The organism is Paraburkholderia sp. GAS448 (assembly GCF_050435685.1).
Taxonomy (GTDB): domain Bacteria; phylum Pseudomonadota; class Gammaproteobacteria; order Burkholderiales; family Burkholderiaceae; genus Paraburkholderia.
Map to the genome: position 1 here is coordinate 110,031 of NZ_JBNDKT010000017.1, position 24,832 is coordinate 134,862.

At 62.6% G+C, this 24,832-nt stretch carries 20 protein-coding genes; 9 read left to right on the top strand and 11 right to left on the bottom strand.

Features of this window, described 5'->3' with window-relative positions:
* Positions 1-37 precede the first annotated feature (37 nt).
* From P3T23_RS27610 to P3T23_RS27625, 4 genes are all read right to left on the bottom strand, one after another.
* Positions 38-1,648: an MFS transporter gene (locus P3T23_RS27610; RefSeq protein ID WP_429319265.1), complete on the bottom strand. Its 1,611-nt coding sequence runs from the start codon at positions 1,646-1,648 to the stop codon at positions 38-40.
* 143 nt (positions 1,649-1,791) lie between these two features.
* Positions 1,792-2,784, bottom strand: a complete 993-nt coding sequence (gene cydB, locus P3T23_RS27615; protein ID WP_429319266.1) for a cytochrome d ubiquinol oxidase subunit II — start codon at positions 2,782-2,784, stop codon at positions 1,792-1,794.
* Positions 2,785-2,790: 6 nt separating this feature from the next.
* Positions 2,791-4,203 (bottom strand): cytochrome ubiquinol oxidase subunit I, encoded by a 1,413-nt coding sequence (locus P3T23_RS27620; RefSeq protein ID WP_429319267.1) that lies wholly within the window; start codon positions 4,201-4,203, stop codon positions 2,791-2,793.
* Complete coding sequence (locus P3T23_RS27625) at positions 4,200-4,379, bottom strand: hypothetical protein (protein ID WP_429319268.1); 180 nt, start codon at positions 4,377-4,379, stop codon at positions 4,200-4,202. Before P3T23_RS27625 ends, P3T23_RS27620 begins: the two co-directional genes overlap by 4 nt.
* Positions 4,380-5,245: 866 nt before the next feature.
* On the opposite strand from P3T23_RS27625, the gene P3T23_RS27630 reads away from it, so the two are divergent.
* Positions 5,246-8,134 carry an ATP-binding protein gene (locus P3T23_RS27630; protein WP_429319269.1) on the top strand — a complete coding sequence of 963 codons (2,889 nt, stop codon included), beginning with the start codon at positions 5,246-5,248 and terminating at the stop codon, positions 8,132-8,134.
* 16 nt (positions 8,135-8,150) lie between these two features.
* On the opposite strand, the gene P3T23_RS27635 is transcribed toward P3T23_RS27630, so the two are convergent.
* The 6 genes from P3T23_RS27635 to P3T23_RS27660 form a co-directional block, all read right to left on the bottom strand.
* On the bottom strand, positions 8,151-9,065 hold the full coding sequence (locus tag P3T23_RS27635) for a LysR family transcriptional regulator (protein ID WP_429319270.1): 915 nt from the start codon (positions 9,063-9,065) through the stop codon (positions 8,151-8,153).
* Between the two features lie 119 nt (positions 9,066-9,184).
* A complete protein-coding gene (locus P3T23_RS27640) occupies positions 9,185-11,449 on the bottom strand; it encodes a molybdopterin cofactor-binding domain-containing protein (protein WP_429319271.1) in 2,265 nt (754 codons plus the stop codon).
* Positions 11,446-11,958: a (2Fe-2S)-binding protein gene (locus tag P3T23_RS27645; protein ID WP_429319272.1), complete on the bottom strand. Its 513-nt coding sequence runs from the start codon at positions 11,956-11,958 to the stop codon at positions 11,446-11,448. Before P3T23_RS27645 ends, P3T23_RS27640 begins: the two co-directional genes overlap by 4 nt.
* A complete protein-coding gene (locus P3T23_RS27650; protein ID WP_429319273.1) occupies positions 11,955-13,244 on the bottom strand; it encodes a c-type cytochrome in 1,290 nt (429 codons plus the stop codon). Before P3T23_RS27650 ends, P3T23_RS27645 begins: the two co-directional genes overlap by 4 nt.
* A 316-nt stretch (positions 13,245-13,560) precedes the next feature.
* On the bottom strand, positions 13,561-14,775 hold the full coding sequence (locus P3T23_RS27655) for an MFS transporter (RefSeq protein ID WP_429319274.1): 1,215 nt from the start codon (positions 14,773-14,775) through the stop codon (positions 13,561-13,563).
* Positions 14,776-14,812: 37 nt separating this feature from the next.
* Positions 14,813-14,950, bottom strand: coding sequence for a hypothetical protein (locus tag P3T23_RS27660; RefSeq protein ID WP_429319275.1), 138 nt, complete (start codon positions 14,948-14,950; stop codon positions 14,813-14,815).
* A 117-nt stretch (positions 14,951-15,067) separates the two neighbouring features.
* Between P3T23_RS27660 and P3T23_RS27665 the strand changes: the two genes are divergently transcribed.
* Positions 15,068-15,988 (top strand): LysR family transcriptional regulator, encoded by a 921-nt coding sequence (locus P3T23_RS27665; RefSeq protein WP_429319276.1) that lies wholly within the window; start codon positions 15,068-15,070, stop codon positions 15,986-15,988.
* Here the strand turns inward: P3T23_RS27665 and P3T23_RS27670 are convergent.
* A complete protein-coding gene (locus tag P3T23_RS27670; RefSeq protein WP_429319277.1) occupies positions 15,974-16,117 on the bottom strand; it encodes a hypothetical protein in 144 nt (47 codons plus the stop codon). The two genes, P3T23_RS27665 and P3T23_RS27670, sit on opposite strands and share 15 nt — an antisense overlap.
* 296 nt (positions 16,118-16,413) lie before the next feature.
* On the opposite strand from P3T23_RS27670, the gene P3T23_RS27675 reads away from it, so the two are divergent.
* The 7 genes from P3T23_RS27675 (at position 16,414) to P3T23_RS27705 (ending at position 24,616) form a co-directional block, all read left to right on the top strand.
* A complete protein-coding gene (locus P3T23_RS27675) occupies positions 16,414-17,103 on the top strand; it encodes a hydrolase (RefSeq protein WP_429319278.1) in 690 nt (229 codons plus the stop codon).
* Between the two features lie 269 nt (positions 17,104-17,372).
* Positions 17,373-19,241 carry an amidohydrolase gene (locus P3T23_RS27680; protein WP_429319279.1) on the top strand — a complete coding sequence of 623 codons (1,869 nt, stop codon included), beginning with the start codon at positions 17,373-17,375 and terminating at the stop codon, positions 19,239-19,241.
* A 201-nt stretch (positions 19,242-19,442) separates the two neighbouring features.
* On the top strand, positions 19,443-20,084 hold the full coding sequence (locus tag P3T23_RS27685; RefSeq protein ID WP_429319280.1) for a phosphohydrolase: 642 nt from the start codon (positions 19,443-19,445) through the stop codon (positions 20,082-20,084).
* A gap of 27 nt (positions 20,085-20,111) precedes the next feature.
* Positions 20,112-20,363 (top strand): DUF1427 family protein, encoded by a 252-nt coding sequence (locus tag P3T23_RS27690; protein WP_429319281.1) that lies wholly within the window; start codon positions 20,112-20,114, stop codon positions 20,361-20,363.
* Positions 20,363-21,307: a VOC family protein gene (locus tag P3T23_RS27695; RefSeq protein WP_429319282.1), complete on the top strand. Its 945-nt coding sequence runs from the start codon at positions 20,363-20,365 to the stop codon at positions 21,305-21,307. The genes P3T23_RS27690 and P3T23_RS27695 overlap by 1 nt, the downstream gene beginning before the upstream one ends.
* Entirely contained in the window at positions 21,297-22,841 is a 1,545-nt protein-coding gene (locus tag P3T23_RS27700; protein ID WP_429319283.1) for an alginate export family protein, read from the top strand. Before P3T23_RS27695 ends, P3T23_RS27700 begins: the two co-directional genes overlap by 11 nt.
* A 53-nt stretch (positions 22,842-22,894) precedes the next feature.
* Positions 22,895-24,616 carry an FAD-dependent oxidoreductase gene (locus P3T23_RS27705; protein ID WP_429319284.1) on the top strand — a complete coding sequence of 574 codons (1,722 nt, stop codon included), beginning with the start codon at positions 22,895-22,897 and terminating at the stop codon, positions 24,614-24,616.
* The last annotated feature ends 216 nt before the right edge of the window (positions 24,617-24,832 follow it).

Below are 24,832 nucleotides of genomic sequence, written 5' to 3' on the forward strand. Positions count from 1 at the left end.
ATGGATGGGGGTTGGAAGAGACACTGTTTTCATCGCCTTATTTTTTGGCCACCGGGGTCGGCGGAATGATGGGAACGAGGCACAGCGCGATCACCCCGACGACCGCCATGAAGGCGAACGCGTCCGCGTACGCGAGCGTGGCAGCCTGGTGTGCGCCTGCTTCGGCGAGAACGCGTACCGCCGCGCGCTGGCTTTCGAACGGGGTATAGCCACCGCGCGCGACCAGCGTTGCGCTCACCGAAGAAAGCCAGTCTCGCGTCACCGGATTGTCGTGGCGAAGGTGTTCGAACAGGCGCGACGAATGCAGCGTCTCACGGTGCCCGATGAGAATGGTCAGCAGCGCGACCCCGAGCGAAGCGCCGAACTGGCGGAAGGTCATGTAAAGAGAGACGCCGTCGAGCAGCTTGTTCTGCTCGATCCGTGCCACCGTGCCGCTGCCCACCGCAGGCAACAACGGGGACAGGCAGCAGGCGTAAAGAATCAGCGGAGCCACATAGTAATAACCAGGCGTATCCGTCGTCAGCAGGCGATTGAACAGAACCATCGACGCGATCAGCATGAGCAGGGCGATCAGGATCGTCTTGCGTTGGCCGATTCGCGCGATGAGACCGACCACGAGCGGCCGCATGGCGGCCGCGGACAACGCATAGATGGATATGATCTGCCCGGTCTGGGTCGCGCTATGCGTATGGGTCGACAGATTGCGCAGGAACTCGGGCAGAACGAAGAGGCTGCCCGACAGAATCATGCCGGTGAAGACACCGATCAACGCTGACGACAACACGTACCGGTCACGCAGCAGGCCGAGCCAGAGCAGCGGCGTTCGATTCGCCGGGCTCGCCTGCCAGACGACGAACAGAAGCAGGGCCGCGCCGCCTGTCCAGGCGAGCACGCGAATATGTTGCGATCCGAACCAGTCGTCGATTTCGCCGCGATTGAGGATGATCTGCAGGGAAATCAGCGCCGTCGCGAGAAGAACAATGCCGGGCCAGTCGGTGCTGACCACGCGCTCGGAGGCGGGCGGCGGGAGTGTCGGGAAGTAGCGGACCAGGAGCCATATCGCGGCGGCTGCATAGAGCAGATTCGGCAGGAAGATCAGGCGCCAGTTGAAATGGTCCGTGATATAGCCGCTGACCAGAAGTCCTGCCGCGCTCGACAGATAGAGCAGCGTGGAAGCCTTCATCAGCGATGGGCTGCGCTGGGGTTTGGGCATCAGCACGTAGATGCTCGCGCGCCACCATACGACGAGGCCCGCCCCGGCCAGCCCCTGGATGGCGCGCCAGACCAGCATCGAACTGAGATCGGGAGAGATCGCGCAACCCATCGAGGCGATCGCGAACACGACGATGGTACAAAGCAGGAAGCGCTTGTAGCCGTAGTGTCCGGCCATCCAGATCGAGACCGGTACGCCGAGAAACAGCGCGCAGCTATAGACGGTCAGCAGCCAGCTTGCTTCGTCCGCGGACACGCCCAGCGTGCCGGTCAGATCCGCCAGCACCAGATTCATGCTGTCGAACGTATAGAACTCCATCCCGGTGGCGAGGCCAAGGCCCACGAGCAGCAGGCGCGTATGCGCCGGCGACATCATGAGTGCCGGCGCGGTTGGAGGCGAGGCGGGCATTGCCGCCGGCAGGGCAGTGTCACTCATGGCAGGGGTGAATCCGAATTCGACAGGTGACGATCACGCGACGAGCCGCAGGACGGCGTGCATCGCCGCGGTGACGAGAACCAGCGTGCCGACGGCCGCCAGATAGAGGCCGCCGAACCAGCTCAGACGCCGGACGCGCGGGCTCATGCCTCCCATCCGGTCTCGGGCGTCTTGCCGCGAAAGGTGCGGTACGCGAAGGCAGAATACGCGAGTACGACCGGCGTGACAATCAACGCGCCGATCAACAGGAAGACATGGCTTAGGGTCGACGATGCCGCAGCCCAGAGCGAGAGTCGGAACGGCACAATGTCCGGGAAAATGCCGAAGCCAAGGCCCGCCACGCCCAGCACGAACAGGGCTAGCGCCAGAAAGAAGGGACGTCCGTCAGCACGGCCGCCTATCGCGCGCAGCAAGGCGGCGGTCACACCGAGAAACAGAGCCGTAATCACGACGAGCGCGATCGTATGAGCGGCCCATGCGGCGCGAATGCCGGGTTGAACCCACGCCGCGGCGGCACAGGTTGCTGCGGCGAGACAGACGAATCCCGGAACCGCCAGATGCAGGTGGCGCTCCGCGAATTCACGCAGCGCCGCCGTCGCTTTCAGATGGAGCCAGCCGGCGCCGAGGACGACATAGCCGGCGAGCACCGTGATCGCGGTCAGCGCGGGGAACGGCCGGAAAACATCGAAGACGCTGCCGCCGAAGGCATCACCATCGACGGTCACCCCCTGGATGAGCCCGCCGACGATCAGCCCCTGCATGAGCGCGGCCACGATCGAGCCGACACCGAACGCCGCGTCCCAGAAGGTTCGCCCCTTCTCGATCTGGTAGCGAAATTCGAACGAGACGCCGCGCAGCCCCAGCGCCAGCAACATGACGATCAGCGGTATATAGAACGCAGGAAGCAACACGCCGTATGCGATGGGGAAGGCGGCTAGCAGCGCGACACCGGCCATGATCAGCCAGGTTTCGTTGCCGTCCCAGGTGGGCATGATCGAATCGACCATGCGGTCGCGCATCCGTTCGTCGGATTGCACGAGCAGCAGGGCGCCCACACCCAGATCGAAGCCGTCCAGCAGCACGTAAAGCGACAAAGCGAAGGCGGTGAACAGCGCGGAGAGCAGCGGCAGAGTCATGACGGGCTACTCCACTGGAGCCGGGTTACGGCCTGCAGGATCATTCATCACCGTGGGCTTCAGCGCATGCTTGAGCGAGCCGGTGGCCATCGGTTCAGGCCGTACCGCCTGTGGACCGCGGCGAATCATGCGGAAAGTAAAGATCAGGAACGCGGTCATGAAAAGCGTATAGATGCAGACGAACGCAATCAGCGTCGAAAGCAGGACGCCCGCGGGGACAGGCGAGACGGCGTCGGCCGTGCGCAGGATGTTGTAGATCACCCAGGGCTGGCGACCCGTCTCGGCCAGGTACCACCCGCCGAGCGTCGCGATCACGCCGGATGGCGTCATCACGACGAGCGTTCGCAGGAACCAGCGCGTGGTGAAGAGCCGGCCCTGCCAGCGCAACCACAGCGATGCAATACATACACCGAACATGATGATGGCGAGGCCGTACATCGTCCGGAAGCCGTAGAAGACCCAACCCATGACAGGCTGCCGGTCGCGCGGCGTGTTCTTCAATCCTTCGACCCGGCCGTTCAGGCTATGGGTTAGCCAGATGCTTCCGAGGTAAGGGGTGCCAAGCGCGAAACGATTGCGCTGGTTCTCCTGATCCGGGACGATGAACCAGTAATAGGGCGCGGGTGATTGCGACTGTTTCTCCCAGAAGCCTTCGGCAGCCTGCATCTTGGCAGGCTGATGCTCGAGCATTTTCCCGTACAGCATGTCGCCGACGAAAACCTGGCAGCCGATCAATATAGTGGCGAAGGTGAGGCCGATCGAGACCGTCCGGCGTCCGAACGCCTCATGTTCACCGCGCAGGAGATACCACGCGCCGACGCCGGCAACGAGGAACGATCCGGTGATGTAGGCCGCCAACAGCATGTGCGGCAGGCGATAGGGCCAGGAAGGATTGACGATCACCTTCAGCCAGTCGGTCACCACGACCCGGCCGTGTTCGACCACCACGCCGTCAGGGGTCTGCATCCAGCTGTTGGCCGAGAGGATCCACGATGCCGATAGCACCGTGCCGAGCGCAACCATGCAGGTGGCGAGGAAGTGAAGCTTCGGTCCGACCCGGTTGAAGCCGAACAGCATGATGCCGAGGAACCCGGCTTCCAGGAAAAAGGAAGTCAGGACCTCCAGTCCGATCATCGGGCCGATGGCCGGGCCGGCCGTCTGTCCGAATCTGGCGAAGCCGAGGCCGAATTCGAACGAGAGGACGATCCCGGTGACCACGCCGACCCCGAAGCCCATCGCGAAGATGCCGAGCCAGAAGCGGTAGATCTGCAGATAGAGCGGGTCTTTGGTCTTCAGCCATAGGCCTTCCATGATGGCCAGAAACGCGGCGAGTCCGATGGAGATCGTCGGAAAGATGATGTGGAAGCTGACGGTGAACGCGAACTGGATGCGCGCGAGGATGGCGGGATCGAGGCTCACGGCTGTTTCCGTTCGGTTTGTGGGCGCCGGGAGATCGCCACGGCAAGCGCTACGAAGAGTGCGAGCGCGATGATCGACGCGGGCAGGCCGAAGACGCCGATGATGAAGAAAAAGAACGCCACGCCGAGCAAGGTTGCGCCGACTGCGCCGGGCAGGCGCCACGTGGAGGTGGACATGGCGCTCATGGCTGCGTGCCTCGGCAACTCGATCCTGCGGCCGCGACCACGTAGGCGTCGGGCGAAAACGGGTCGTGAGACATAGAAGATTCCTTCAAGATTACGTGCGTTTCCAGGCGGCGTCAGGAAATCGCGCAGATTGGGCTCAGTTACCGCACCGCGCGACGGATCCTGTGCACTGTCCAGTGGGGCAGATCCTGACAGCGGCACAACGGATCGAACGCTGGTGCAGCAATGATGCCGTATGGCAACCTTAAAAGTCCTGAGCGGGTCGTGAATCCTGCTAAAAGCGCTGGTCCCCAAGGCATCGACAGCCAGCGTCTCACTCTTCCGCACTCACGCATGCAGTGTCCGCGCAGACGTGCTCGAGCGGATCGATCCTGAGTACTGCCGCATGAACTTTTGCGGGCTGATTCTTGGCGCACAGTGGAAAAACTAGCGGGCGATCCGCAAACAGCCGCGCGATTCACTCGTGCAAAGGATCGTTCGACGGTTGACGATCAAAGCCGTAGCAAAGGCAAGCGCGTATGCGCATGAGGAGTTGAGCCATGTCTTCTCAAGGAGCAATAGGCCACGGGGACGCCCAGCGCACGTCGGCATACAGGCCGGGTTTGGTTGATGGAACACGCAGTGCATCGTCCTGTATGATCGAAGCTTCAAAAAATTCGATTTGATCAATCGAAATTTTGCGCTATTTGCGGGCTCGAACTCCCGTAGTATTTCCCCTATCTGAGGATCCTCACGAAGTTTTCGGATTCCGGTTGCACACGCGTCCGTCCTGACCTGACAACCCATAGAACAGACGATCGTGACATACGCAAAGCTGTCGCTTAATCAATTCACTCTCCTGGATTCGCGAGCTTGCGATGATTCAAATTGGACAACTTGATATTTCGCTCGAGCATCGGGAAATACGCTCGCATGGCGAATCAGTACGTCTCGGCAGCCGCGCCTTTGACATCCTCGAATTGCTGATCGCCGCGGAGGGGGCGCTGGTCTCCAAGGAGAAGATCATGCGGCACGTCTGGCCCGACACGATCGTAGAGGAAAACAACCTCCAGGTGCACATTGCGGCGATACGCAAGGCGCTGGGCGCGGATCGCGACCACATCGTGACTGTGCCGGGCCGCGGCTACCGTATGACCGGCGTGAAGAAGGGGGTGGGCGCTGAGATAGCAGAGGCGGGCGAGGGCGCCCTCGCTACACACCTGTCAAATACGCACAACCTTCCTCTCCATGTGTCGGCGCTGGTGGGGCGGCAATGCGCCGTCGCGGACGTGCTGGCCGCCATCGAACCCGCGCAGATCGTGACGCTAGTCGGCTCGGGTGGCATCGGCAAGACGAGCCTCGCTATTGAAGCGGCGAGACAGATGCTGCCGCGCTTTCCCGACGGTGTGGCGTTCGTGTCGCTTGCGCCGGTGTTGGACTCGCGCTTTGCGCTGGACGCACTTGCGATGGCGCTCGGCATGAAGATTTCTTCGTACGGCCTTTCGCTTGCGCAGATCGCGCATGAGATCAGGGGCAAGCGCCTGTTGATTGTGCTGGACAATTGCGAGCACGTGATCGAAGCGGCTGCCGCAATGGCGGAGGCGCTGGCGGCCGCCGGCGAGGGCATGCGGGTGCTGGCGACGAGTCGCGAAGCGCTGCGCTCGCGTGACGAAGTCGTCTATCCGGTTCTGTCGCTCGACGTGCCCAGCCCCGGAAACCCAAGCGATGACGTGTTGCAGACGAGTGCGGTCCAGCTGTTTCTCGCCCGTGCCCGTGCTGCCGATCCGCAATTTTCGTCTGACGAACGTAGCATCTTTCTGACCGGGGAGGTCTGCCGGCATCTGGACGGCATTCCGCTCGCCATCGAACTGGCCGCGGCGCGTGCCGCTGTCCTCGGCATCGAAGTGCTGGCGGCGCGGCTCGATGACCGCTTGCGGATACTGTCGGGAGGTTACAGGACAGCGTTGCCGCGCCATCAGACGTTGAGGGCGACCCTCGACTGGAGCTATCGTCTGCTCGACGACAGCGAACGTGCCATCTTGCGCTGGCTCGGCATGTTCGTCGATGCGTTCACGTTCGATTCGGCCTGCTACGTCGGCGCGCAACTCGGCCTCACGCAGGCGGAAGTGCTGAATGCGCTGGGTGGCCTCGTGTCGAAGTCGCTGGTCATCCGCGCCGACGGCAGCGCTTCACCGAGGTATCGTCTGCTGGAAACGACGCGTGCCTATGCGCTGCAGTGGCTCGACGACAACGGCGAGCGCGGCGCCGCCGCACTGGCTCACGCAAAGTCGTTCTGCGAGCGCTTCAAACGCGCGCGGCACGATCTGACGGTGACGTCGCTGCAAGACGGTCTGGCGGATTTCATGCGTGAAATCGGCAATGTGCGAACCGCGCTCGACTGGGCTTTTTCGGCCACTGGCAATCGCGCGGTCGGCGTCGAGCTTGCCTCGATTGTCGTACCGTACCTGTTCGATCTTTCTCTGGTTGACGAATGCCGTAGCCGCGCGCGCGTCGCGCTCGATGCCGCGTGTGACGCAAACGCTTCAAACTTTCCGGCCGAAGCGCGCTTGAGGCTGACGACGAGCTGGGCGGCTGCGCTTGTCTATACGCAGGGTCCTACTGCGCAGACGCTGGAAGCATGGTCCGAAGTGTTGGCGCTTGCCGTCGCCGTGGGCGATGCCGGATTTGAATCGCGGGCGTTGTGCGGGCTACGGCACTCGTATCAGGCGAGCGGCGAGGCGCGTCAGGCGCTGGTCGCGGCTCGGCGCTTCGAAGCGCTGGCCTGTCAGTTCACCGATGCGACGCACAGGCTGATCGGCCGCCGCATGGAAGGCGTCGCGCTGCACTACGTCGGCGAGCAGCGCATGGCTCGGCAGAAGCTCGAAGAGATGTTGAGCGCCTGGGTACCCACGGCTCACGGGTGGAACACGATCGGCTTCAGGTTCGACCAGGCCATCGTCGCGCGGGCGCTGCTCGCGCGCGTGACGTGGGCGCTCGGGGACACGGCAGGGGCAATGCGGCTTGCCGGGGAGACGCTGGAGGCTGCCCTTCAGTACGATTTCGAACTCGTGACCTGCTATGTGCTCGGCGACGTTTTTGTGCCGCTAGCGCTGCTCACCGGTGAGCGTGCCGCGGCAGAACGCGGGCTCGCGATGCTGAAGGGTATCTCGTCGCGGGTATCGCTGTCGATCTGGCACACCTGCGGTGCGTGCTACGACGAGTATCTGTTTTCGCTGTCCGGCGAGCACCCGCATCGGCTGGCGCAATTTCGCAGCGCGCTGGACGAGCTTCGCGACATCGACTTTCTGGCGCCGCTGACGATGCTGCTATGTCAGTTCGCACGCGCACTGATGCGTGCGGAACAGTACACAGAAGCGCTAGCCGCAATCGATGAAGCCTTGCAGCATTGCGAAGAGACGGGGGAGCGGTGGTACTACGCCGAGCTGTGCCGTGCGAAGGGGGACTTGATGGGCACGTTGCAGAGGGACGCGGATGCCGAAGCATGGTTGACGACCTCGCTGGAGTCGGCGCGCCGGCAGGGCGCGGCGGTTCTCGCGTTGCGCGCCGCGAGTAGTCTCGCGCGGCTCTGGATGGAGCAGGACCGCGTGGGCGAGGCGCACAGGTTGCTGTCGCGAGCGCTTGCCCGCTTGAGCGGGTACCCGGACGATCCGGATGTTCGAGACGGGCGGGCCTTGCTGGCCGGGCTGGAGGCAAAAATCGCCGCCGTGAGCGACGAGGATTACCGGCCGGCCTGTATCGGCGCCTGACACGTTCCGGCAGCCGTCATACGTACTGATGGCCGACGAAACGCTCCACGAGATCGGGCGCGTCGAGACGATCGATCCACCAGCGCATCGCCTGTCCGGTTTCGTCTTCGCGCCAGGCCATATAAAAGTGCGTCACTTCCCGCATGCCGAAGACCTGCTTGGCGACGAGCTCGCCGCGTGCGATAGGCGCTGCCGCGAGGCACTCGGGAATGGTGCCGACAGCGAGCCCTTCGAGTTGCGCGGCGAGTTTGCCGGCAAGGGTGGGCAGCGTAAGGCAATTCTCCGTAGCGGCTGCGCCGACAGTGCGCGGCACCAATTCGCGCGAGGTATCGCCGATGACCGCGCCGCGATGGCGCGCGACGGTTTCCATGGTCAGCGGTTCGGGCAGCTCTGCGAGCGGATGGGTGGGCGCCACCACGAAAATGTGGCGCATCGAACCGATCGGGCGGGCGACGAGATTGGGCACGTTGGGTGGATCGCCCGCGGCGCCGATCACCAGGTCGGCACGCCGGGTGATCAAGGCATCCCACGTACCGCCCAACACTTCCCTGGACAGGCGCAGGCGAGTCTCCATGTTCATTTCGTAAAACGCATGGACGTGCGGCCAGATGGCATCGAAAGGCAGGATCTCGTCGATGCAGATGCGCAGATCCGCTTCCCAGCCGTGTTGCACGCGTTTTGCCTTGAGCTCGAGTTCTTCGGCACCTTGCAGCAGACGCCTGCCTTCCTCGACCACCACCCGTCCGGCGTGCGTGAATTTCGCCCGCCGGCCGCTCCGGTCGAACAGGGTGACTTCGAGGTCGCTCTCGAGCTTCTGCACCAGATAGCTCAACGACGACGGCACACGATGCAGAAGTTCGGCCGCCTCCGCGAACGTACCGGTGCGATCGATTGCATCGAGTACTTCCAATACCTCAAATGACAGCTTCATCAATGATTCCTGGGGTAGTTGCCTGATTGCGCCTGTCCGGGACCGCGCGTGGTCGGATAGTGTCGATTGTCGCACTGAGTGGGGGCGGTGGCGAGGCCGATGCCCGCCGTGCGGATTCCCTATGCGTCGATCTGCCGGCGCAGGCTATCGCCACTCAAGGGCATGTCGCGCAAGCGCTTTCCGGTCGCATCGAATAACGCGTTGCCGATCGCGCCGGCGGTCGGACCCATCGACGCTTCTGCGGCGCCGAGAAAGGGCGCACCCGGGCGATTGATCAGATGTACGTTTAAACTGCGCGGCACGGCGGAAAACCGCAGGATCGGATAGCTGCTCCAGTCGAAGCTGCGGATTCCCGCTGTGTCAAACTGCAATTCTTCATAGAGTGTCCAACTGGCGGATTGAATCAGGCCACCTTCGATCTGGTTACGGATGCCGTCGGGGGTGACGATCTGCCCCGCGTCCACCGCTACTTCGGCGCGTTCGAGAATCACCTGACCCGTCTCGCGCACCACGGATATCTCCACGGCGATCGCCACATACGCCATCAGGTTCTTGTACTTGCCGAACGCAAAACCGACGCCGCGATTGGCCTTGCGCGGCGCGTGCGGCCAGCCGAATTTATCGGCCGCGAGCCGGATCACGTCGCGGGCACGCGGATCCTGCATATGCCTGAGCCGGAACGCGACGGGGTCGGTGCCGGCCGCAGCGCTCAACTCGTCCATGAACGTCTCGATCGTGAAGATGTTCATGTGCGCGCCGAGCGAGCGCATCGCCGACGTTTGCAACGGCATGGTCGGCGAAAAGTTGTTTATCACGTGCATGTTGGGGAACGCGTACAGCGGAATCGCGTTGCGGTCGCCACCGCCTTCGGGCTGCACCATCGGCACGGACGGCGCCGGCGCGAACGGTTTCTCCAGCATTTGCGCGGGGATGAGCCGGCCCGCGTTCACGATCCGCTCGTTGTGCGAGCTACTCCACAGCGCATAATTCCAGTCGACGATGCTGCCGCTCGCGTCGAGCGATGCGCTCACTTCGGTGACCATCGCGGGCGTGTAGTGATCCCAGGTATGCTCCTGTTCGCGCATCCATTGCACGCGAACCGGCTGGCCCACCATCTCGCGGGCGATCAAGGCGGCGTGCGCTGCTACGTCGTCCGCGCCGTTGTGCCCGTAGCAGCCCGATCCTTCGACGTGAACGCAGCGCACCTTCTCTTTCGGCAGCGACAGCATTTCCGCGAGCGCATTGCGCAGCGGATAGACCCCTTGCGAGTGCGTCCAGACGGTCATGAAGCCGTCCTTGAACTGCGCGACCGAGCAGGACGGGCCGATCGAACCGTGCAGCATGTAGCGCTTCGTGCACTTTGCACTCAGCGTTTTGACGGGGGTGCCGGCCGCACTGTGCGTGTTCGCAATCTCGATGTGTTCCGTGGAGATCGTCTTCAGATCGCGGTGTACGGTAGTCGGGTCGGGCAACGTGCGTCCGGCGCTCCACTGACTTCCCGCGGCCAGTGCACGTTGCGCCTGCACGGCCTGCCATTCGCCTTTGGCGACCACCGCCAGCATGCTGCCGTCCCTGACCACCTTGACGACGCCCGGCATCTTCAGAATCTCGGGAGAATTGGTCCGCAGCAGCTTCGCATCGTAGACCGGCGGCAGCACCACCCGTGCATGCAGCATGTCCGGCATCGATATGTCCTGGACGTAGCTCGCGCCGCCCGTCACCTTGGCCGGAATGTCCAATCTCGGCAATGATGTGCCGATCGTGACGAACGTCGCAGGGTCTTTCAACGGCGAGACCGGCGTGGCCATGCGATGCAGATCGACCGCGCCGACTGCCTGGCCGTAAGTCATCGCGCGGCCGTCGGACGTCTTGATCACCGCGTCTTGCACCTTCAACGTGCCGCTGTCGACGCCGAAGTGTTTGGCCGCCGCATCGACGAGCAGGCCGCGCACCTGGGCGGCGGCGTTCAGCAACGCGCTGCCGCTGTCGGCGATGGTGTGGCTGCCCGCCGTGAGTCCCTCGTCCGGCGAGGCACCCGTGTCGGCGGTCAAAAACGTGATCAGCGTGGGCGCCATGTCCAGCTCTTCGGCTGCGATCTGCAGCAGCGCAGTGCGTATGCCGGTGCCTAGTTCCACCTTGCCGGTGTAGACGGTCACCTTGCCCGCGGGATCGATCTTGATCCATGCATCGAGAAACGGATTGGTCTTCAGGCTGCCCGCGAGCGCCTCGGTCGATTTGGCAATGTGCACCGCGGCGCCTTCGTCTGCGATCACTTCCTGGGCCATCGCCTTGACGCCCGGAAACAGACTGAAACTCACGACGACGGCGCCGGACATCATGAAGCGGCGGCGTCCTTCGTTGATATCGCCGTCTTTGACGCTCATTGCATGCCTCCATGGCTTGGCGCGCCTTGGGGATTGCCGGACGCAGCGTCGCCTGGCGGCAGATGCGCGACTTCGCGGATCGCGGCGAGGATGCGTGTGTGGGTGCCGCAACGACAGAGGTTCGGCTCCATATGATCGACCAATTCACGCTCGGTCGGCCGCGGATTGCGATCGAGCAGTGCCTGGGCGCGCATGATCATGCCGGCAATGCAATAACCGCACTGCGCGGCCTGATGTTCGATGAACGACTTTTGCAGTGGGCCGGGATGCTCGGCGGTGCCGAGACTCTCGATCGTGCGCACGGGGCGGCTGCCGACCGACGACACGGGAATCAGGCAGGAAAAAGCCGCCCGGTCGCCCACGATCACCGTGCACGCGCCGCATTGTCCAAGCCCGCAGCCGAACTTGGCACCGTGCAGGCGCAGGTCGTTGCGCAGGACATAAAGCAGTGGCGTCGACGGATCGATATCCAGCGCGTGCTGCACGCCATTGACGGTAAGCTTGATCATCGCGCGTTGTTCTCCTGTCTGACTTTGGCCACCGTTTCCTCGACGTCCTTCCACGCGCCGCGCCGCGAATAGGATGCGCGGATGTAGGACACCAGGTCTGCGATCTGCTGGTCGCTATAGATTTCGCTGAAGGCCGGCATGTAGTTCGTGCTGTCCTCGCCGTGCCAGCCGTTGCCGCTGAGAATCATCTGGGCGGCGTTGCGTGGTGTTGTGGCATTGACGGCGGTGCTGAACGCGAGCGTCGGGCGCTCGCCGATCGATTGCATCGGCGCGGCGGGGCCGTGGCACTGCGCGCACGATGCGCCGAACAGGATTGCGCCGCGTTGCGCCGCAGACGGCGCATCGACGTGAACCACGCTGTCGGCCGCGGCAACCATGACGGCCGGTTGCGCTTTCTGAATCGACAGGATGTATGTGGCAATCGCCTGCACGTCCTCTTCAGGCACAGTAGCGAGGTCACGCGTGACGGGCAGCATCGGGCCGGCCGCGGCGCCATGTTCGCTGGCGCGGCCGCTGCGCAGATACGTGACGAGCTGTTCTTTGGTCCAAGGCTTCGGCGCCGCGCCAAGTGCATTCAGCGGGGGGGCTTCCCAGCCGTCGACGACGCCGCCGTCGAACGCGTGTCCCGACTTTTCACCGCCGATCGCGTTGAGCGGCGAATGACACGAGGCGCAGTGACCGAGCCCATCCACCAGCAGCTTTCCGCGATTCCACCCGGCATCTTTCGAGGCATCCGCCGCCTGCTCGCCGGGGTGCAGGAACAAGATGTTCCAGAAGGCCAGCAAAGGCCGGAAGTTCAACGGAAAGATCAGGTCGTTGGCAGGTGCGATCGCGCTGACCGGCTCGCGCGTCATCAGATACGCGTAAGCAGCAGAAATGTCGCGATCGGACATGCGCGTAAAGTGAATATACGGAAACGCGGGATAGAGCAGGTGCCCATCGCGGGCGACGCCGTATCGCACCGCTCGCGTGAATGCTGCGAGCGACCAGCTGCCGATGCCCGTTTCGACATCGGGCGTGATGTTGGTCGCGTAGAGGGTGCCGAAGGGTGTGGCAAGGGGCAGGCCGCCGGCGAACGGTTTGCCGCCCTTCGCGGTGTGACACACGATGCAGTCGCCAAGCGCCACGACGCGCGCGCCCGCGAGCTTCATCTGCGCGTCGAACGACGCCGCTGCCGGAGCACTGATCGGTGCGATGGTGGCCTTCCACATCAGCAAAGCGGCGACGATCAGTGCGGCCACGATGACCACGCCGCTCACCGCCAGCAATCTAGACTTGCGAGTCATTCATGCACCTGTCTTGGAAGTCCTGATTCAAAGAACCGGCACTCACCAGGCCGTGCGCGCGGTCCATGGATGCGATGCCTGCGCGTGTCATCGGCGCCATCACGACGTGGTTCGGCAAGCGCAGCCCATGCAGGTCGTAACCGTTGAGCAGTGGCGAAAGGGAGGACAGGGTGGTTCCTTTGCAAACGATTGAGCGTCGTTCAGGTAGATGACTATGTTGATTAGCGTATCGCCAATGTCCCGGATTTTCCTGAAGCCACGCTGAAATGTTGTTAACCGGACAGCGCGTCGTCCGGGTGCCTGGGTGGAGATGCGGTCAAGTGCTGCGGGCGGCGTGCGGACGGCCGATCGCGAGGTAGTGCGCCAGTGCAATGAGCGGGAAGGCGGTGGCGACGCCGGCGACCAGCGCCCAACCACCGTGTTCATAAAGCGGGCTGGCGAGCGCGGAACCGAAAGCACCGCCGACGAAGATGCTGGTCATATACAGCGCGTTCAGGCGGTTTCTGCTCGCCGCGTGCAACGCATAGATTTCGCGTTGGCCGAGCACCATGTTCATCTGCACGGCGAAATCGAGGACGATGCCGGTCGTGACGAGTCCGAACACGCCCCACGCCGGATGGATCAATGCCGGCATGTAAGCGAGGGCCCCCACCACGAGCGCAATCAGCGTCGCGCGCACTGTGTGACCCGCATCGGCGAGGCGTCCGGCCACCGGCGCCGAGGTTGCGCCGATCGCGCCGATCAGCGCGAAGATGCCTATGGCGGTTTGCGAGAGTCCGAACTGCCGGGTCAGCTCTACCGGGATCGCGGTCCAGAAGAGACTGAACGAAGCGAACATCAATGCCTGATACAACGAGCGGTGACGCAGAACCGGCATCGTGCGTATCAGGTGGCCGAGCGAGCCGATCAGTTCGAAGTAGGTGGCCTTGTGTTCCGGCTGGCGGGGTGGAATGGTCAGCGCCAGCACGCTGGTGACGATCGCCATCAGCACCGCTGCGGAACCGAACACAGCGCGCCAGCCGAAGTGACCGGCTACCACGCTGGAGATCGGACGCGACAGCAGAATGCCGAGAAGCAGCCCGCTCATGATGGTGCCGACCACCTTGCCGCGCGACTCGTCCGGTGCGAGATGCGCGGCGAGCGGGATCAGAATCTGCACGGCCACGGAGCTGAATCCGACCAGCAACGAGATTGCGAGGAACAAGCCAGGTTGATGAGCGAAAGCCGCGGCGCCGAGACTCACGATCGACACCAGCGCCGTGGTGATCATCAGTTTGCGGTTTTCCAGCAGGTCGCCGAGCGGCACCAGAAAGAACAGGCCGAATGCGTAGCCGATCTGCGTGAGTGAAACGATCAGGCTGGCTGTATTGCCGGACATGTGAATGTCCGGCGCGATCAGTTCGGTGATCGGTTGCGCGTAGTACAGGTTCGCGACGATAGCGCCGCAGCAGAACGCGAACAGCGCGATGAGGCCGCGTGTCAGCTTGACGGGGCTTGTGCCGCCCGCCGTGTTGGATGCCTGGGTTGACATGACAACTCCCTGAAGTGAAAAAGCGGAAAACGCGGACTCAGCGGGCGAGGTTCATCACCCGGTTGCCGAGCGAAACGCCCAGATCGGTCATCAGCCTGCCGCGTTGCAACTGTTGGATTTCCCAACGCTTGAGGGCTGCATCGATCGTTGCGCCGCTTTGCCATGTCGATGACAACGCAAGCGCCAGAGATGTAACGGATGCAGCTTATGCGTTGCGTTGAATTTATAGAATGGGTCTAAAATGCAACCTCGCGTTGCGCTGTCCGCAACCAAACGGTTGATGAGGCCATGCATGGACAAGTTCCTCGCTCTGAATACGTTGCTGGAAGTGGCTGACGCCGGCGGTTTTTCAAAGGCCGCACAACGTCTCGGGGTGGCCACCTCCTCGGTTACGCGTCTGATGGATTCGCTGGAGGCCTCCCTGGGTACCGCATTGCTGACCCGCACACCGAGAAAGGTCAGCCTCACGGACGCCGGCATTGCGTACGTCGAGCAGGTCGGCAAGGTGCTCGACGATCTGGCTGAGGCGGACGAGAGCGTCTTCGACAGCGGCGCGTCGCCGGTCGGCTCGCTCAGAATTTCGGTACCGTCCACCTACAGCCGCTTGCGGCTCGCGCCGCACCTGGCGGCCTTCCTTTCTGACAATCCGCGCGTGTTCCTCGACGTCGTCGTCGCCGATCACTTTGCCGATCTCGCGCTCGACCGGATCGACGTCGCGATCCGGATCGGCCTGCCCGATCGTGACGCCAACCTGATCGTCAGAAAGCTGGCGAACAATCTGCGCTACGTCGTGGCAAGCCAGGACTACCTCGAACGCAGCGGCATGCCTCAGACACCGCAAGCGCTCGAAGCCCACGAGTGCCTTCGTGTCGCGTACGGCGGCGGCTATCGCACTCGCCAGGTCTGGACCTTCCGCCGGGAAAGCGTCGAGCAGCGCGTCGAGGTGCGCGGCCATCTGTTGTCGAACAGTCTCGACATCCTGTTTGAGGCCGTGATGGCGGGACGCGGCATCGCCTTGTTGCCCGAATGGCTGGTCGGCGCCGAGATTCGCGCGGGACGCCTGATGCGCCTCCTCGAGAACTTCGATGCGAGCCCTCATCAAGGCGATGCACTCGTCTATGCCGCCTATCTGCCCAATCGCCGTCATTCCAGCAAAGTGCGCTCGCTCGTTCAGTTTCTTGAAGCGCGGCTTCACACCTCACTCGAAGGCTGAACGGCGACGCACGTCCGCGAGCAACGTCGTCAACGCGACGGCAATGTCGCGGGTCTCCTCTTCAGTCAGGCGAGTCGGTGTCTTCAACGGCGCCGCGCGATGCGCTGCTGCTTCAAGTGCTTCTTTCATGGCGAATTCCTTCGACTGTGTTGATAGGCGAAACTTGCGTCGACGACTACGGCTGATTGAAGTGTAGGAATGCCGCGCACATAAAGTCCTGCAGAAAATGTGAAATGTTCTGAGCCGGCATTCGCCCCGCGCCGTGCCACGGATTTTAGGATCGTCATCTTTTTTAAGAACGATTAAGGACTTTGCCAAGGACTCTGAGAAGAGCCTTCAATAGACTGGTCATCAGCTTTTCTCGCACTTCAAGCGAGTGCGGCATGTCCTCCCATGTTCACCAAATCTTTAGGATGTACAAAGCCATGGCAAATCCGAAACTTGAAGTCCTGACACCTGCAAACTCGCAGATCATCTTCATCGACCACCAGCCGCAAATGGCCTTTGGGGTCCAGTCCATCGACCGTCAGGTACTTAAGAACAACGTGGTAGGCCTCGCGAAGGCCGCGCGAGTATTTAACATTCCTACCACTATTACGACAGTGGAATCTGAAAGCTTCTCGGGATACACGTACCCCGAGTTGATGGATGTGTTTCCGGGGCACAAAGTGCTCGAACGCTCGTCCATGAATTCGTGGGACGACCAAAAGGTTCGTGACTCACTTGCCGCAAATGGCCGAAAAAAGGTGGTGGTGGCAGGTCTGTGGACAGAGGTTTGCAACAACACGTTCGCGCTATGCGCCATGGACGAAGGTGACTACGAAATCTATATGGTCGCCGACGCGTCGGGCGGCACATCCAAGGACGCACATGATTATGCAATGCAGCGCATGATTCAGGCCGGCGTGGTTCCGATGACCTGGCAACAGGTGCTGCTCGAATGGCAACGCGATTGGGCGCACAGAGAGACTTACAACGAAGTCATGGCGATTGCCAGAGAGCATTCGGGTGCGTATGGGATGGGCATTGACTATGCCTACACCATGGTGCACAAGGCTCCCCAGCGCGCGTCGGGGGAGCACGAGGTTCTGGCACCCGTGCCCGCAAAAAAGTAAGCAGTCGCATTACGTCGCCCGGCGAAGCGGCTCGAACAATGATCGGGTCGCGTCGACCTCGGATCTATTGAGCCTCCACCGGCACGAACGTGCCGGTGGAGGCGGCGGGACTCGAGTGCAGTGCATCGATATCCTGTCCCACGTGCCGGCGGCGACGGGTGTTCGAACGCTCAAAGGAAGGCCCTCGCGACGAGCGTGCGCTTCCCGGTTTCCCGCTTCCCCGGAAAGCTCCGCATCTTGAGCGCGGAGCGCTCCCTATGAGGACCATCATGAATTCCAATACTTCCGGGCCGACGCCGGCCGAGGTTGTGTTCTTCAACGGCAAGATCGCTACGCAGGACGACAAGCGTTCATTCGCCGATGCGCTTGCCGTCGCGAACGGCCGTATCATCGCTTCGGGATCTCGCGAGGCCGTGATGCGTCACGTGAACCACTCGACGCGGCAGGTTGACCTCAAGGGGCGCACGGTCATTCCCGGTCTGAACGATTCCCACTTGCACATCATTCGGGGCGGACTGAACTTCAACATGGAGTTGCGTTGGGACGGCGTGCCGTCGCTCGCGGACGCGCTCGACATGCTCCGCAAGCAGGTGGCGCGCACGCCGGCGCCGCAATGGGTGCGCGTGGTGGGCGGCTGGAACGAATTCCAGTTCGCCGAGCGCCGTGGACCGACGCTCGAAGAAATCAATGCGATTGCGCCGGACACGCCGGTATTCATCTTGCATCTGTACGACAGCGCGCTCCTGAACGCGGCGGCGCTGCGCGCGGTCGGTTACACCAAAGACACACCTAACCCGCCCGGCGGCGAGATCCAGCGAGATAAGCGCGGTAACCCGACTGGCATGCTGATTGCGCGGCCGAACGCCGGCATCCTGTACGCAACGCTCGCCAAAGGGCCCAAGCTCGCACCGGAAGATCAGCGCAATTCCACGCTGCATTTCATGCGCGAACTGAATCGCCTCGGCGTGACGAGCGCGATCGACGCGGGTGGCGGCTACCAGGCCTATCCGGATGACTACGCGGTCATCATGGACCTGGCGAAGCACAACGAACTGACCGTGCGTATCGCGTACAACCTGTTCACGCAGAATGCCAGGAAGGAAATCGAAGACTTCGCAAAGTGGGTCAAGGTCACGAGGCCCGGCGAAGGCGACGATTTTCTGCGTGTCAATGGCGCCGGTGAAATGCTGGTGTTCTCGGCAGCGGACTTCGAAGACTTTCTCGAGCCGCGCCCGGACCTGCCGGATACGCTGGAGGACGAACTGGAAGCTGTCGTCAAACTGCTGGTGGCGAACCGCTGGCCGTTCCGGCTTCACGCCACGTACAACGAATCGATCGAGCGGTTCCTGAACGTATTCGAACGCGTGAATGCCCAGATTCCGTTTAACGGGCTGCGCTGGTTCTTCGACCATTGCGAGACCATCACGCAGCAGAACATCGACCGGGTGCGCGCGCTTGGCGGCGGCATCGCGATCCAGCATCGGATGGCCTTTCAGGGCGAGTACTTCATTCAGCAATATGGCGAGGAGGCCGTCAAGCACACGCCGCCTGTCCGCCGCATGCTGGATGCCGGACTGCCGGTCGGTGCGGGCACGGACGCCACGCGCGTCGCGAGCTTCAATCCGTTCGTTTCGCTTTACTGGATGGTGTCGGGCAAAACGGTTGGCGGCACGGCGATGTATTCGAGCGTGAACAAGCTCGACCGCATGGAAGCGTTGCGCCGCTACACGGTAGGCAGCGCATGGTTCTCGAACGAGGAAGAACGTAAAGGGGCGCTGGTTCCCGGCCAGTTCGCAGACTTCGCGGTACTCAGCGAAGACTACTTTACCGTCGACGAAAACCGCATCAGGTTTCTGACCTCGGCGATGACGGTTGTTGGCGGCAAAGTCGTATACGCCGACGACGAATTCGCGCCGCTCGCGCCTCCCGACCTGCCGGTTAGCCCCTCGTGGTCTCCGGTGGCGGAATTCGGTGGCTACAGCCGTTATAAGCCGACTGCCGTGGCGTGCGCGGATGGCTGTGTGAATCTGTGCGGAGTGCATGCTCACGCGCACGGCTGGGCATGGCGTAAAAACGTGCCGGTCAGCGATTCGAATGGTTTCTGGGGCGCGTTGGGGTGTAGCTGTTTCGCGTTCTGATAACCATGGGTTCGTGCCACCACGCGAGCGAGGACCTTCGTGCCGACCCTGACCGACAGTGTGCTGTTCGGAACTGGCAGCGAAACTGACGAAGCATGAGTTCGAAGCCGCCGAGACCATTTATGCCGCGACGGATGAGGGTGATCCGGCACGCGTGTAGCGGGGCACACCGGGGAGCGGAGCTGACACCGAGGAGTTGACATGAAGAAAACCATTGCCGGCGTTGATATTCCCGACGGTGTGTTGGCTCAGGCGGCGACGGATCAGATCCGGGGCACGGAGTCAGAGTTGATGTTTCATCATGCGCTAAGGGCATTTCTGTTCGGTGCGCTGACCGGATACCGCGAGAACCTGACGTTCGACGCCGAGCTGCTTTATGTCGCTGCGATGTTTCACAACGTCGGGCTGAACGAGAAGTATCAGCGTTCGCCATACCGGTTCGAGGTGGATGGCGCGAATGCCGCGCGCGATTTTCTGCGTCAGCACGTCGTCGTCGACCGTTTGATCGACGAAGTATGGGCGGCGATTGCGTTGCACATGACACCGGGCATTCCCGAGCACATGTCGCCGCTGGTCGCGCTCATCAGCGCCGGCGTGCACATGGATATTCGGGGCGCGCGCTACGACGGATTCACGGCCCAGCAGCGCGACGAAATCGTGCAGGCCTTTCCACGCGAATCCGGCTTCAAGAAGAAGGTCATCAAAGCCTATGCGCGTGGCATGGAGCATCGTCCGGAGACGACATTCGGGACGGTGTGTGCGGACGTGCTGGACCGGTGTGACCCCAACTATTGCCGCTTGAATTTCTGCGGACAGGTGCTGGGATCGGACTGGTCGAATTGATAGCTGGTTTTAAAAAGGACGAATAGCATGGGCTACATCATTTCATTGGGAGTCGGCTTCGGTGTCGGGCTCCTCTATTGGCTGCTCAAGGTGCAATCGCCGGCGCCGCCGCTGATTGCGCTGGCCGGATTGCTCGGCATGGTGTTGGGCGAGCACGCCATCCCGGTTGCCAGGGCGCAGTTTTTCGCCCAGACGCCGACGGTTCAAGTCGCTGGGGCAGTGAAGGGCGCTGCTGCGCAAAAGCCGGTAGTGCCGGGTTCGACGAAAGAGGGCGGTTGATGTCGCCGGCACACGTCCGTCGACTCGCGCCTCTCTGCGCAGCGATACTGATTGGATTGACACCTGTTGCATCCGTATTCGCCGATGCCGGGCCGCCGGAGGTGTCGAACGGAAAAACCGCATTCACCGCGAAATATCCCGACGTATCGATGGGCGCGCAGTACAGCACCACTCACGTGTATGTCGCTTCCGCCGATCTCAACGCGTTCGTCAACAGCTTTCTCGCGACGTTCGGCGGCAAGGCATCCCAACGTGCGGTTTTCACAGTGACGCCCACGCCGAGCAAGACCGCGTCGCAGTATGTGCATACGCCGGTCGGCATGCTTTCGGTATTCGGATTCGAAACGCCGATTCCGTACCACTTCGGCAATGAGCGAACCGGGTATCTGGTCACCGATATCGATCAGGCGGTGAAAGCCGCGCGTGCGGCCGGTGCCGACATCGTCGTCGATCCGTTCGACGACCCGATTGGTAAGGACGCGATCATTCAATGGCCAGGCGGCCTGACGATGCAGCTCTATTGGCACACCAGGGCGCCGAACTATGCGCCGTTGCAGAGCGCGCCGGACAATCGCGTGTACGTGTCGCGCTACGAAGCGAACAACTTTGTTCGCCGGTGGCTGCGCTTCTCGCACGGCAAGGTGGTGTCGGACAACCCGCGCGCGGACGCCGGCGTGATCGGCCGGCCGGGCGAGACGATCCGTGTGATCCGCATCAACTCGGGCTTCGGCCATATGGTCGTGTTCGTCACGGACGGCAAGCTGCCGTCCCCGTTCGGGAGTGAAACGACCGGTTATGACGTGGAAGATGTCGCCCAGACGGTCGAGCGCGCACAGGCGGCCGGCGCGAAGGTGCTCTACCCGCCGTACCACAGCGGAACAGGTACGACCGCCATACTCGAATTCCCGGGCCGGTACGTCGCTGAAGTGCACGATGGCAAGTGACGCAAGCGCCACGAAGCCGTTGAGGTCACTTAAGTCCCGCAGGCGCGCGCCGCGCTTTCTCGCGCCGCGCTTTCTCGCGCTGCGCGCTGCCCGTGCCTTGCTGATCAGCACGGGTCTCGCGGCCGCGCTGCCGGCTTCAGCGGCAGACACTGCGCTCGGCGGGGCTGACGATACCTCCACGGCCAACACCGCCGTGACTTCGGCCCCCGCGAGTGCGTCGTGTGTGCGGCCTGTAATCATGTTCAACCGCTGGCAGGAAAACTGGTCGGTATTGGCCAATCCCTGTGTGCCGAAACGGCCGTTCGATTCGCTGAAGTACATTCCGCTATTCGGCAATCCCGACGCGTACATCTCGCTCGGCGCGGTGCTTCGCGAGCGTCTGGAGATGAACGACGCGCCGCTGTTCGGCCTCGGATCGGCACAGGACGATACGTATCTGCTGCAACGTCTGGAGGTTCACGCGGACGTCCGGCTCGGCCCGCATGTGCAGATCTTCACGCAGTTCGAAGACGCGCGCCCCTACGGCAAGGACAACGTCACGCCGGTCGATAAAAATCCGCTGGATCTGCGCCAGGCGTTCGTCGCGATCACCGAGCCGCTTGGCCCCGGCACCTTCAAGTTCCGCGTCGGCCGGCAGGAAATGGCGTTCGACTTGCAGCGCTTCGTCTCGGTTCGCGACGGCCCGAACGTGCGTCAGGCATTCGACGCGATCTGGGCCGACTATGAAACCGGTCCATGGCGCTGGATCGCCTATGCGACGCAGCCGGTTCAGTATCGCGACAATTCGGATTTCGACGACATCTCCAATCGCGATCTGACGTTCAGCGGCGTGCGCGTGGAGCGCAAGGGGGTTGGGCCGGGCAGTCTGTCCGCGTACTACTCCCGCTACAACCGCAGTAACGCGCAGTTTCTCGACGCAACCGGCGACGAACATCGCGACGTATTCGATGCGCGGTATTCCGGCAACGTCAACCACATCGACTGGGACATCGAAGGGATGTATCAGTCGGGCCATGTCGGCAGCAATACGATCGGCGCGTGGGCGGTGGGTTCGCTCGCCGGCTACACGCTGACGACCGTGCCATGGACGCCTCGCATCGGCATCCAGATCGACGCCGCATCGGGCGACCGCCATCCGGGCGACGGCCGCGTCGGTACGTTCAACCCGCTGTTCCCGAATGGTTACTACTTCTCGCTGGCCGGCTACACCGGCTACTCGAACCTGGTTCACGTCAAGCCATCGCTCATCGTCAAACCGGACAGCAAGCTGACGCTGCTGGCCGGCGTGGGGCTGCAATGGCGCGAGACCACCGCTGACGCGGTCTACCAGCAAGGTTCGGCGGTCGTGCCGGGCACGGCGGGACGGGGCAGCCGCTGGACGGGTTTCTATACGCAACTTCGCGCTGACTGGGCAGTCACCGCGAACCTCGCCGCGGCGCTGGAGGCCGTGCATTTCCAGGTCGGACAGTCGCTGAGCGAATTGGGCGCCCGTAATGCCGACTATGTAGGTGCCGAACTCAAATTCGGCTGGTAGAAGCTGTGATCAGCAATCCGTCACCACGATGATGTGCCAGATGAGGTCATGTTATGAGCACCCGGGATTTGTCCGCCGACGCGATCACCCAGTCGGAACTCGATATTCCGTATTCCTCGCTGGAGTACCGTCAGCACCAGATGTTTCCCCGTCTTTCGGCGGCGGAGATTCAAAGCTTGCGACGGTTCGCCAGGCCGATGTCGTTCAAGGCCGGCGAACTGATCTTCGAAACGGGGCACGTTGCACTCGGCCTGTTCGTGCTGCTGCGTGGGCGCGTGAGGATCTGTTCGCGCGACAGTTTCGGCCGCTCGACGCTCGTCACTGAACATGAAGACGGACACTTCATGGCCGAGATGGCGCAACTTTCCGGCAAGCCGGCATTGATCGACGGCGTCGCACTGACGGACGTCGAGACGCTAGTGATCGAGCCGGACAAGCTGCGTGCGTTGATCGTGGCCGATGCGCAACTTGGCGAACACATCATGCGCGCCCTGATCCTGCGGCGGCTTGGATTGATCGAGCAGGGGCTTGGACCGATCATCGTGGGCAATGGCGACGACGCGCGGCTGATCGGGCTGCAGGGTTTCCTGCGCCGCAATGCCTACCCCGCGATGGTGATCGACGCGCGTAGCGATCCCGAGGCGATCACACTGCTGGGTGGCATGACAACCGGCCCCGACGACTTTCCGCTCGTCTTCTGCCCGAACGGCTGTGTGCTGCGCGCGCCGGACGAGGCGCAGCTCGCATCGTGCCTTGGACTCGTGCCGACCTTCGAGCAGTCGCATGTCTATGACGTCGCGATCGTCGGCGCCGGGCCTGCCGGGCTGGCGGCGTCCGTGTATGCTGCAACGGAAGGCTTGTCGGTTGCCGTATTCGATCAGCGTGCGCCGGGCGGCCAGGCCGGCGCCAGCTCGCGGATCGAGAACTATCTGGGCTTTCCCACCGGTATATCGGGCCAGGCACTCGCCGCGCGGGCGTTCCAGCAGGCGCAGAAATTCGGCGCGCATCTGGCGATTCCCGGCAAGGTCACGAATGTGAGCCGCCATGAAGGCATCTTTCAGCTGTCGCTGCTCGACGGGCAGCGCATCAGCGCCCGCACGGTCGTGGTCGCGAGTGGCGCCGCCTATCGGAAGCCGACGGTGGATGGCTTCGATCGCTTCGAGGGACGCGGCACCTACTACTGGGCGTCGACCATCGAAGCCAGGCTGGTGAAGGGGCAGGACATCGTGTTGATAGGTGGGGGCAACTCCGCCGGCCAGGCGATCGTGTTTCTCGCCAATTTCGCGCGCAGTATCCGCGTGCTGATTCGTGGCAAGGACCTCGAGGCCAGCATGTCGAAATACCTGATCGACCGGATTGGCTCCTTGTCTAATGTCGTGCTGTGCACGCGCTGCACGCTGCGTTCGCTTGATGGCGACGAAGCCGGACTCACTCGCCTTCATGTCCGGCATGAAAACGAGGATGTCGACGAAGTCATTGCGACGCGTCATCTGTTTCTCTTTGTCGGCGCGGACCCGAAGACCGATTGGCTCAGTTCGAGCGGCGCAGAGCTCGACAACAGAGGGTTTGTCGTCACTGGTTTCGCCCGCAGCGCGCATGGGCTGCCTGAAGCAGGTGAGCGATATCCGCTCGAAACCAGCATACCGGGCATGTTTGCAGTCGGCGACGTGCGTTCGGAGTCCGCGAAACGGGTGGCTGCGGCCGTAGGCGACGGCGCGGCCGTGGTCAGTCAGATCCATGCGTACCTGAGCCAGCTGACGACAGCCGCCGTCTAGCATGGTTTAAGCGTTACCTCATGTCGGGTTTTCGCAGGGACCGACCAGGCGGCCATGACACATTCGCGCCCACGACATCAGATTAAGGCCTGCCCTGTATCATTTATTTATGAGACGGCGTGTCCTGATATCTTCGATGTACGATCGACTTCGCCGCAATTCCAACTCGCTCGGCGCGCGAGCGCGCGTACAGGGTGAAGCAGTGCTCGGGAGGAT

Excerpts from the sequence above, each read along its gene's own strand:
- P3T23_RS27610 (WP_429319265.1), bottom strand. The coding sequence starts at position 1,648 with ATGAGTGACACTGCCCTGCCGGCGGCAATGCCCGCCTCGCCTCCAACC.
- cydB (WP_429319266.1), bottom strand. The coding sequence starts at position 2,784 with ATGACTCTGCCGCTGCTCTCCGCGCTGTTCACCGCCTTCGCTTTGTCG.
- P3T23_RS27625 (WP_429319268.1), bottom strand. The coding sequence starts at position 4,379 with ATGTCCACCTCCACGTGGCGCCTGCCCGGCGCAGTCGGCGCAACCTTG.
- P3T23_RS27630 (WP_429319269.1), top strand. The coding sequence starts at position 5,246 with ATGATTCAAATTGGACAACTTGATATTTCGCTCGAGCATCGGGAAATA.
- P3T23_RS27635 (WP_429319270.1), bottom strand. The coding sequence starts at position 9,065 with ATGAAGCTGTCATTTGAGGTATTGGAAGTACTCGATGCAATCGATCGC.
- P3T23_RS27640 (WP_429319271.1), bottom strand. The coding sequence starts at position 11,449 with ATGAGCGTCAAAGACGGCGATATCAACGAAGGACGCCGCCGCTTCATG.
- P3T23_RS27645 (WP_429319272.1), bottom strand. The coding sequence starts at position 11,958 with ATGATCAAGCTTACCGTCAATGGCGTGCAGCACGCGCTGGATATCGAT.
- P3T23_RS27650 (WP_429319273.1), bottom strand. The coding sequence starts at position 13,244 with ATGACTCGCAAGTCTAGATTGCTGGCGGTGAGCGGCGTGGTCATCGTG.
- P3T23_RS27655 (WP_429319274.1), bottom strand. The coding sequence starts at position 14,775 with ATGTCAACCCAGGCATCCAACACGGCGGGCGGCACAAGCCCCGTCAAG.
- P3T23_RS27665 (WP_429319276.1), top strand. The coding sequence starts at position 15,068 with ATGGACAAGTTCCTCGCTCTGAATACGTTGCTGGAAGTGGCTGACGCC.
- P3T23_RS27670 (WP_429319277.1), bottom strand. The coding sequence starts at position 16,117 with ATGAAAGAAGCACTTGAAGCAGCAGCGCATCGCGCGGCGCCGTTGAAG.
- P3T23_RS27675 (WP_429319278.1), top strand. The coding sequence starts at position 16,414 with ATGGCAAATCCGAAACTTGAAGTCCTGACACCTGCAAACTCGCAGATC.
- P3T23_RS27680 (WP_429319279.1), top strand. The coding sequence starts at position 17,373 with ATGAATTCCAATACTTCCGGGCCGACGCCGGCCGAGGTTGTGTTCTTC.
- P3T23_RS27685 (WP_429319280.1), top strand. The coding sequence starts at position 19,443 with ATGAAGAAAACCATTGCCGGCGTTGATATTCCCGACGGTGTGTTGGCT.
- P3T23_RS27690 (WP_429319281.1), top strand. The coding sequence starts at position 20,112 with ATGGGCTACATCATTTCATTGGGAGTCGGCTTCGGTGTCGGGCTCCTC.
- P3T23_RS27695 (WP_429319282.1), top strand. The coding sequence starts at position 20,363 with ATGTCGCCGGCACACGTCCGTCGACTCGCGCCTCTCTGCGCAGCGATA.
- P3T23_RS27700 (WP_429319283.1), top strand. The coding sequence starts at position 21,297 with ATGGCAAGTGACGCAAGCGCCACGAAGCCGTTGAGGTCACTTAAGTCC.
- P3T23_RS27705 (WP_429319284.1), top strand. The coding sequence starts at position 22,895 with ATGAGCACCCGGGATTTGTCCGCCGACGCGATCACCCAGTCGGAACTC.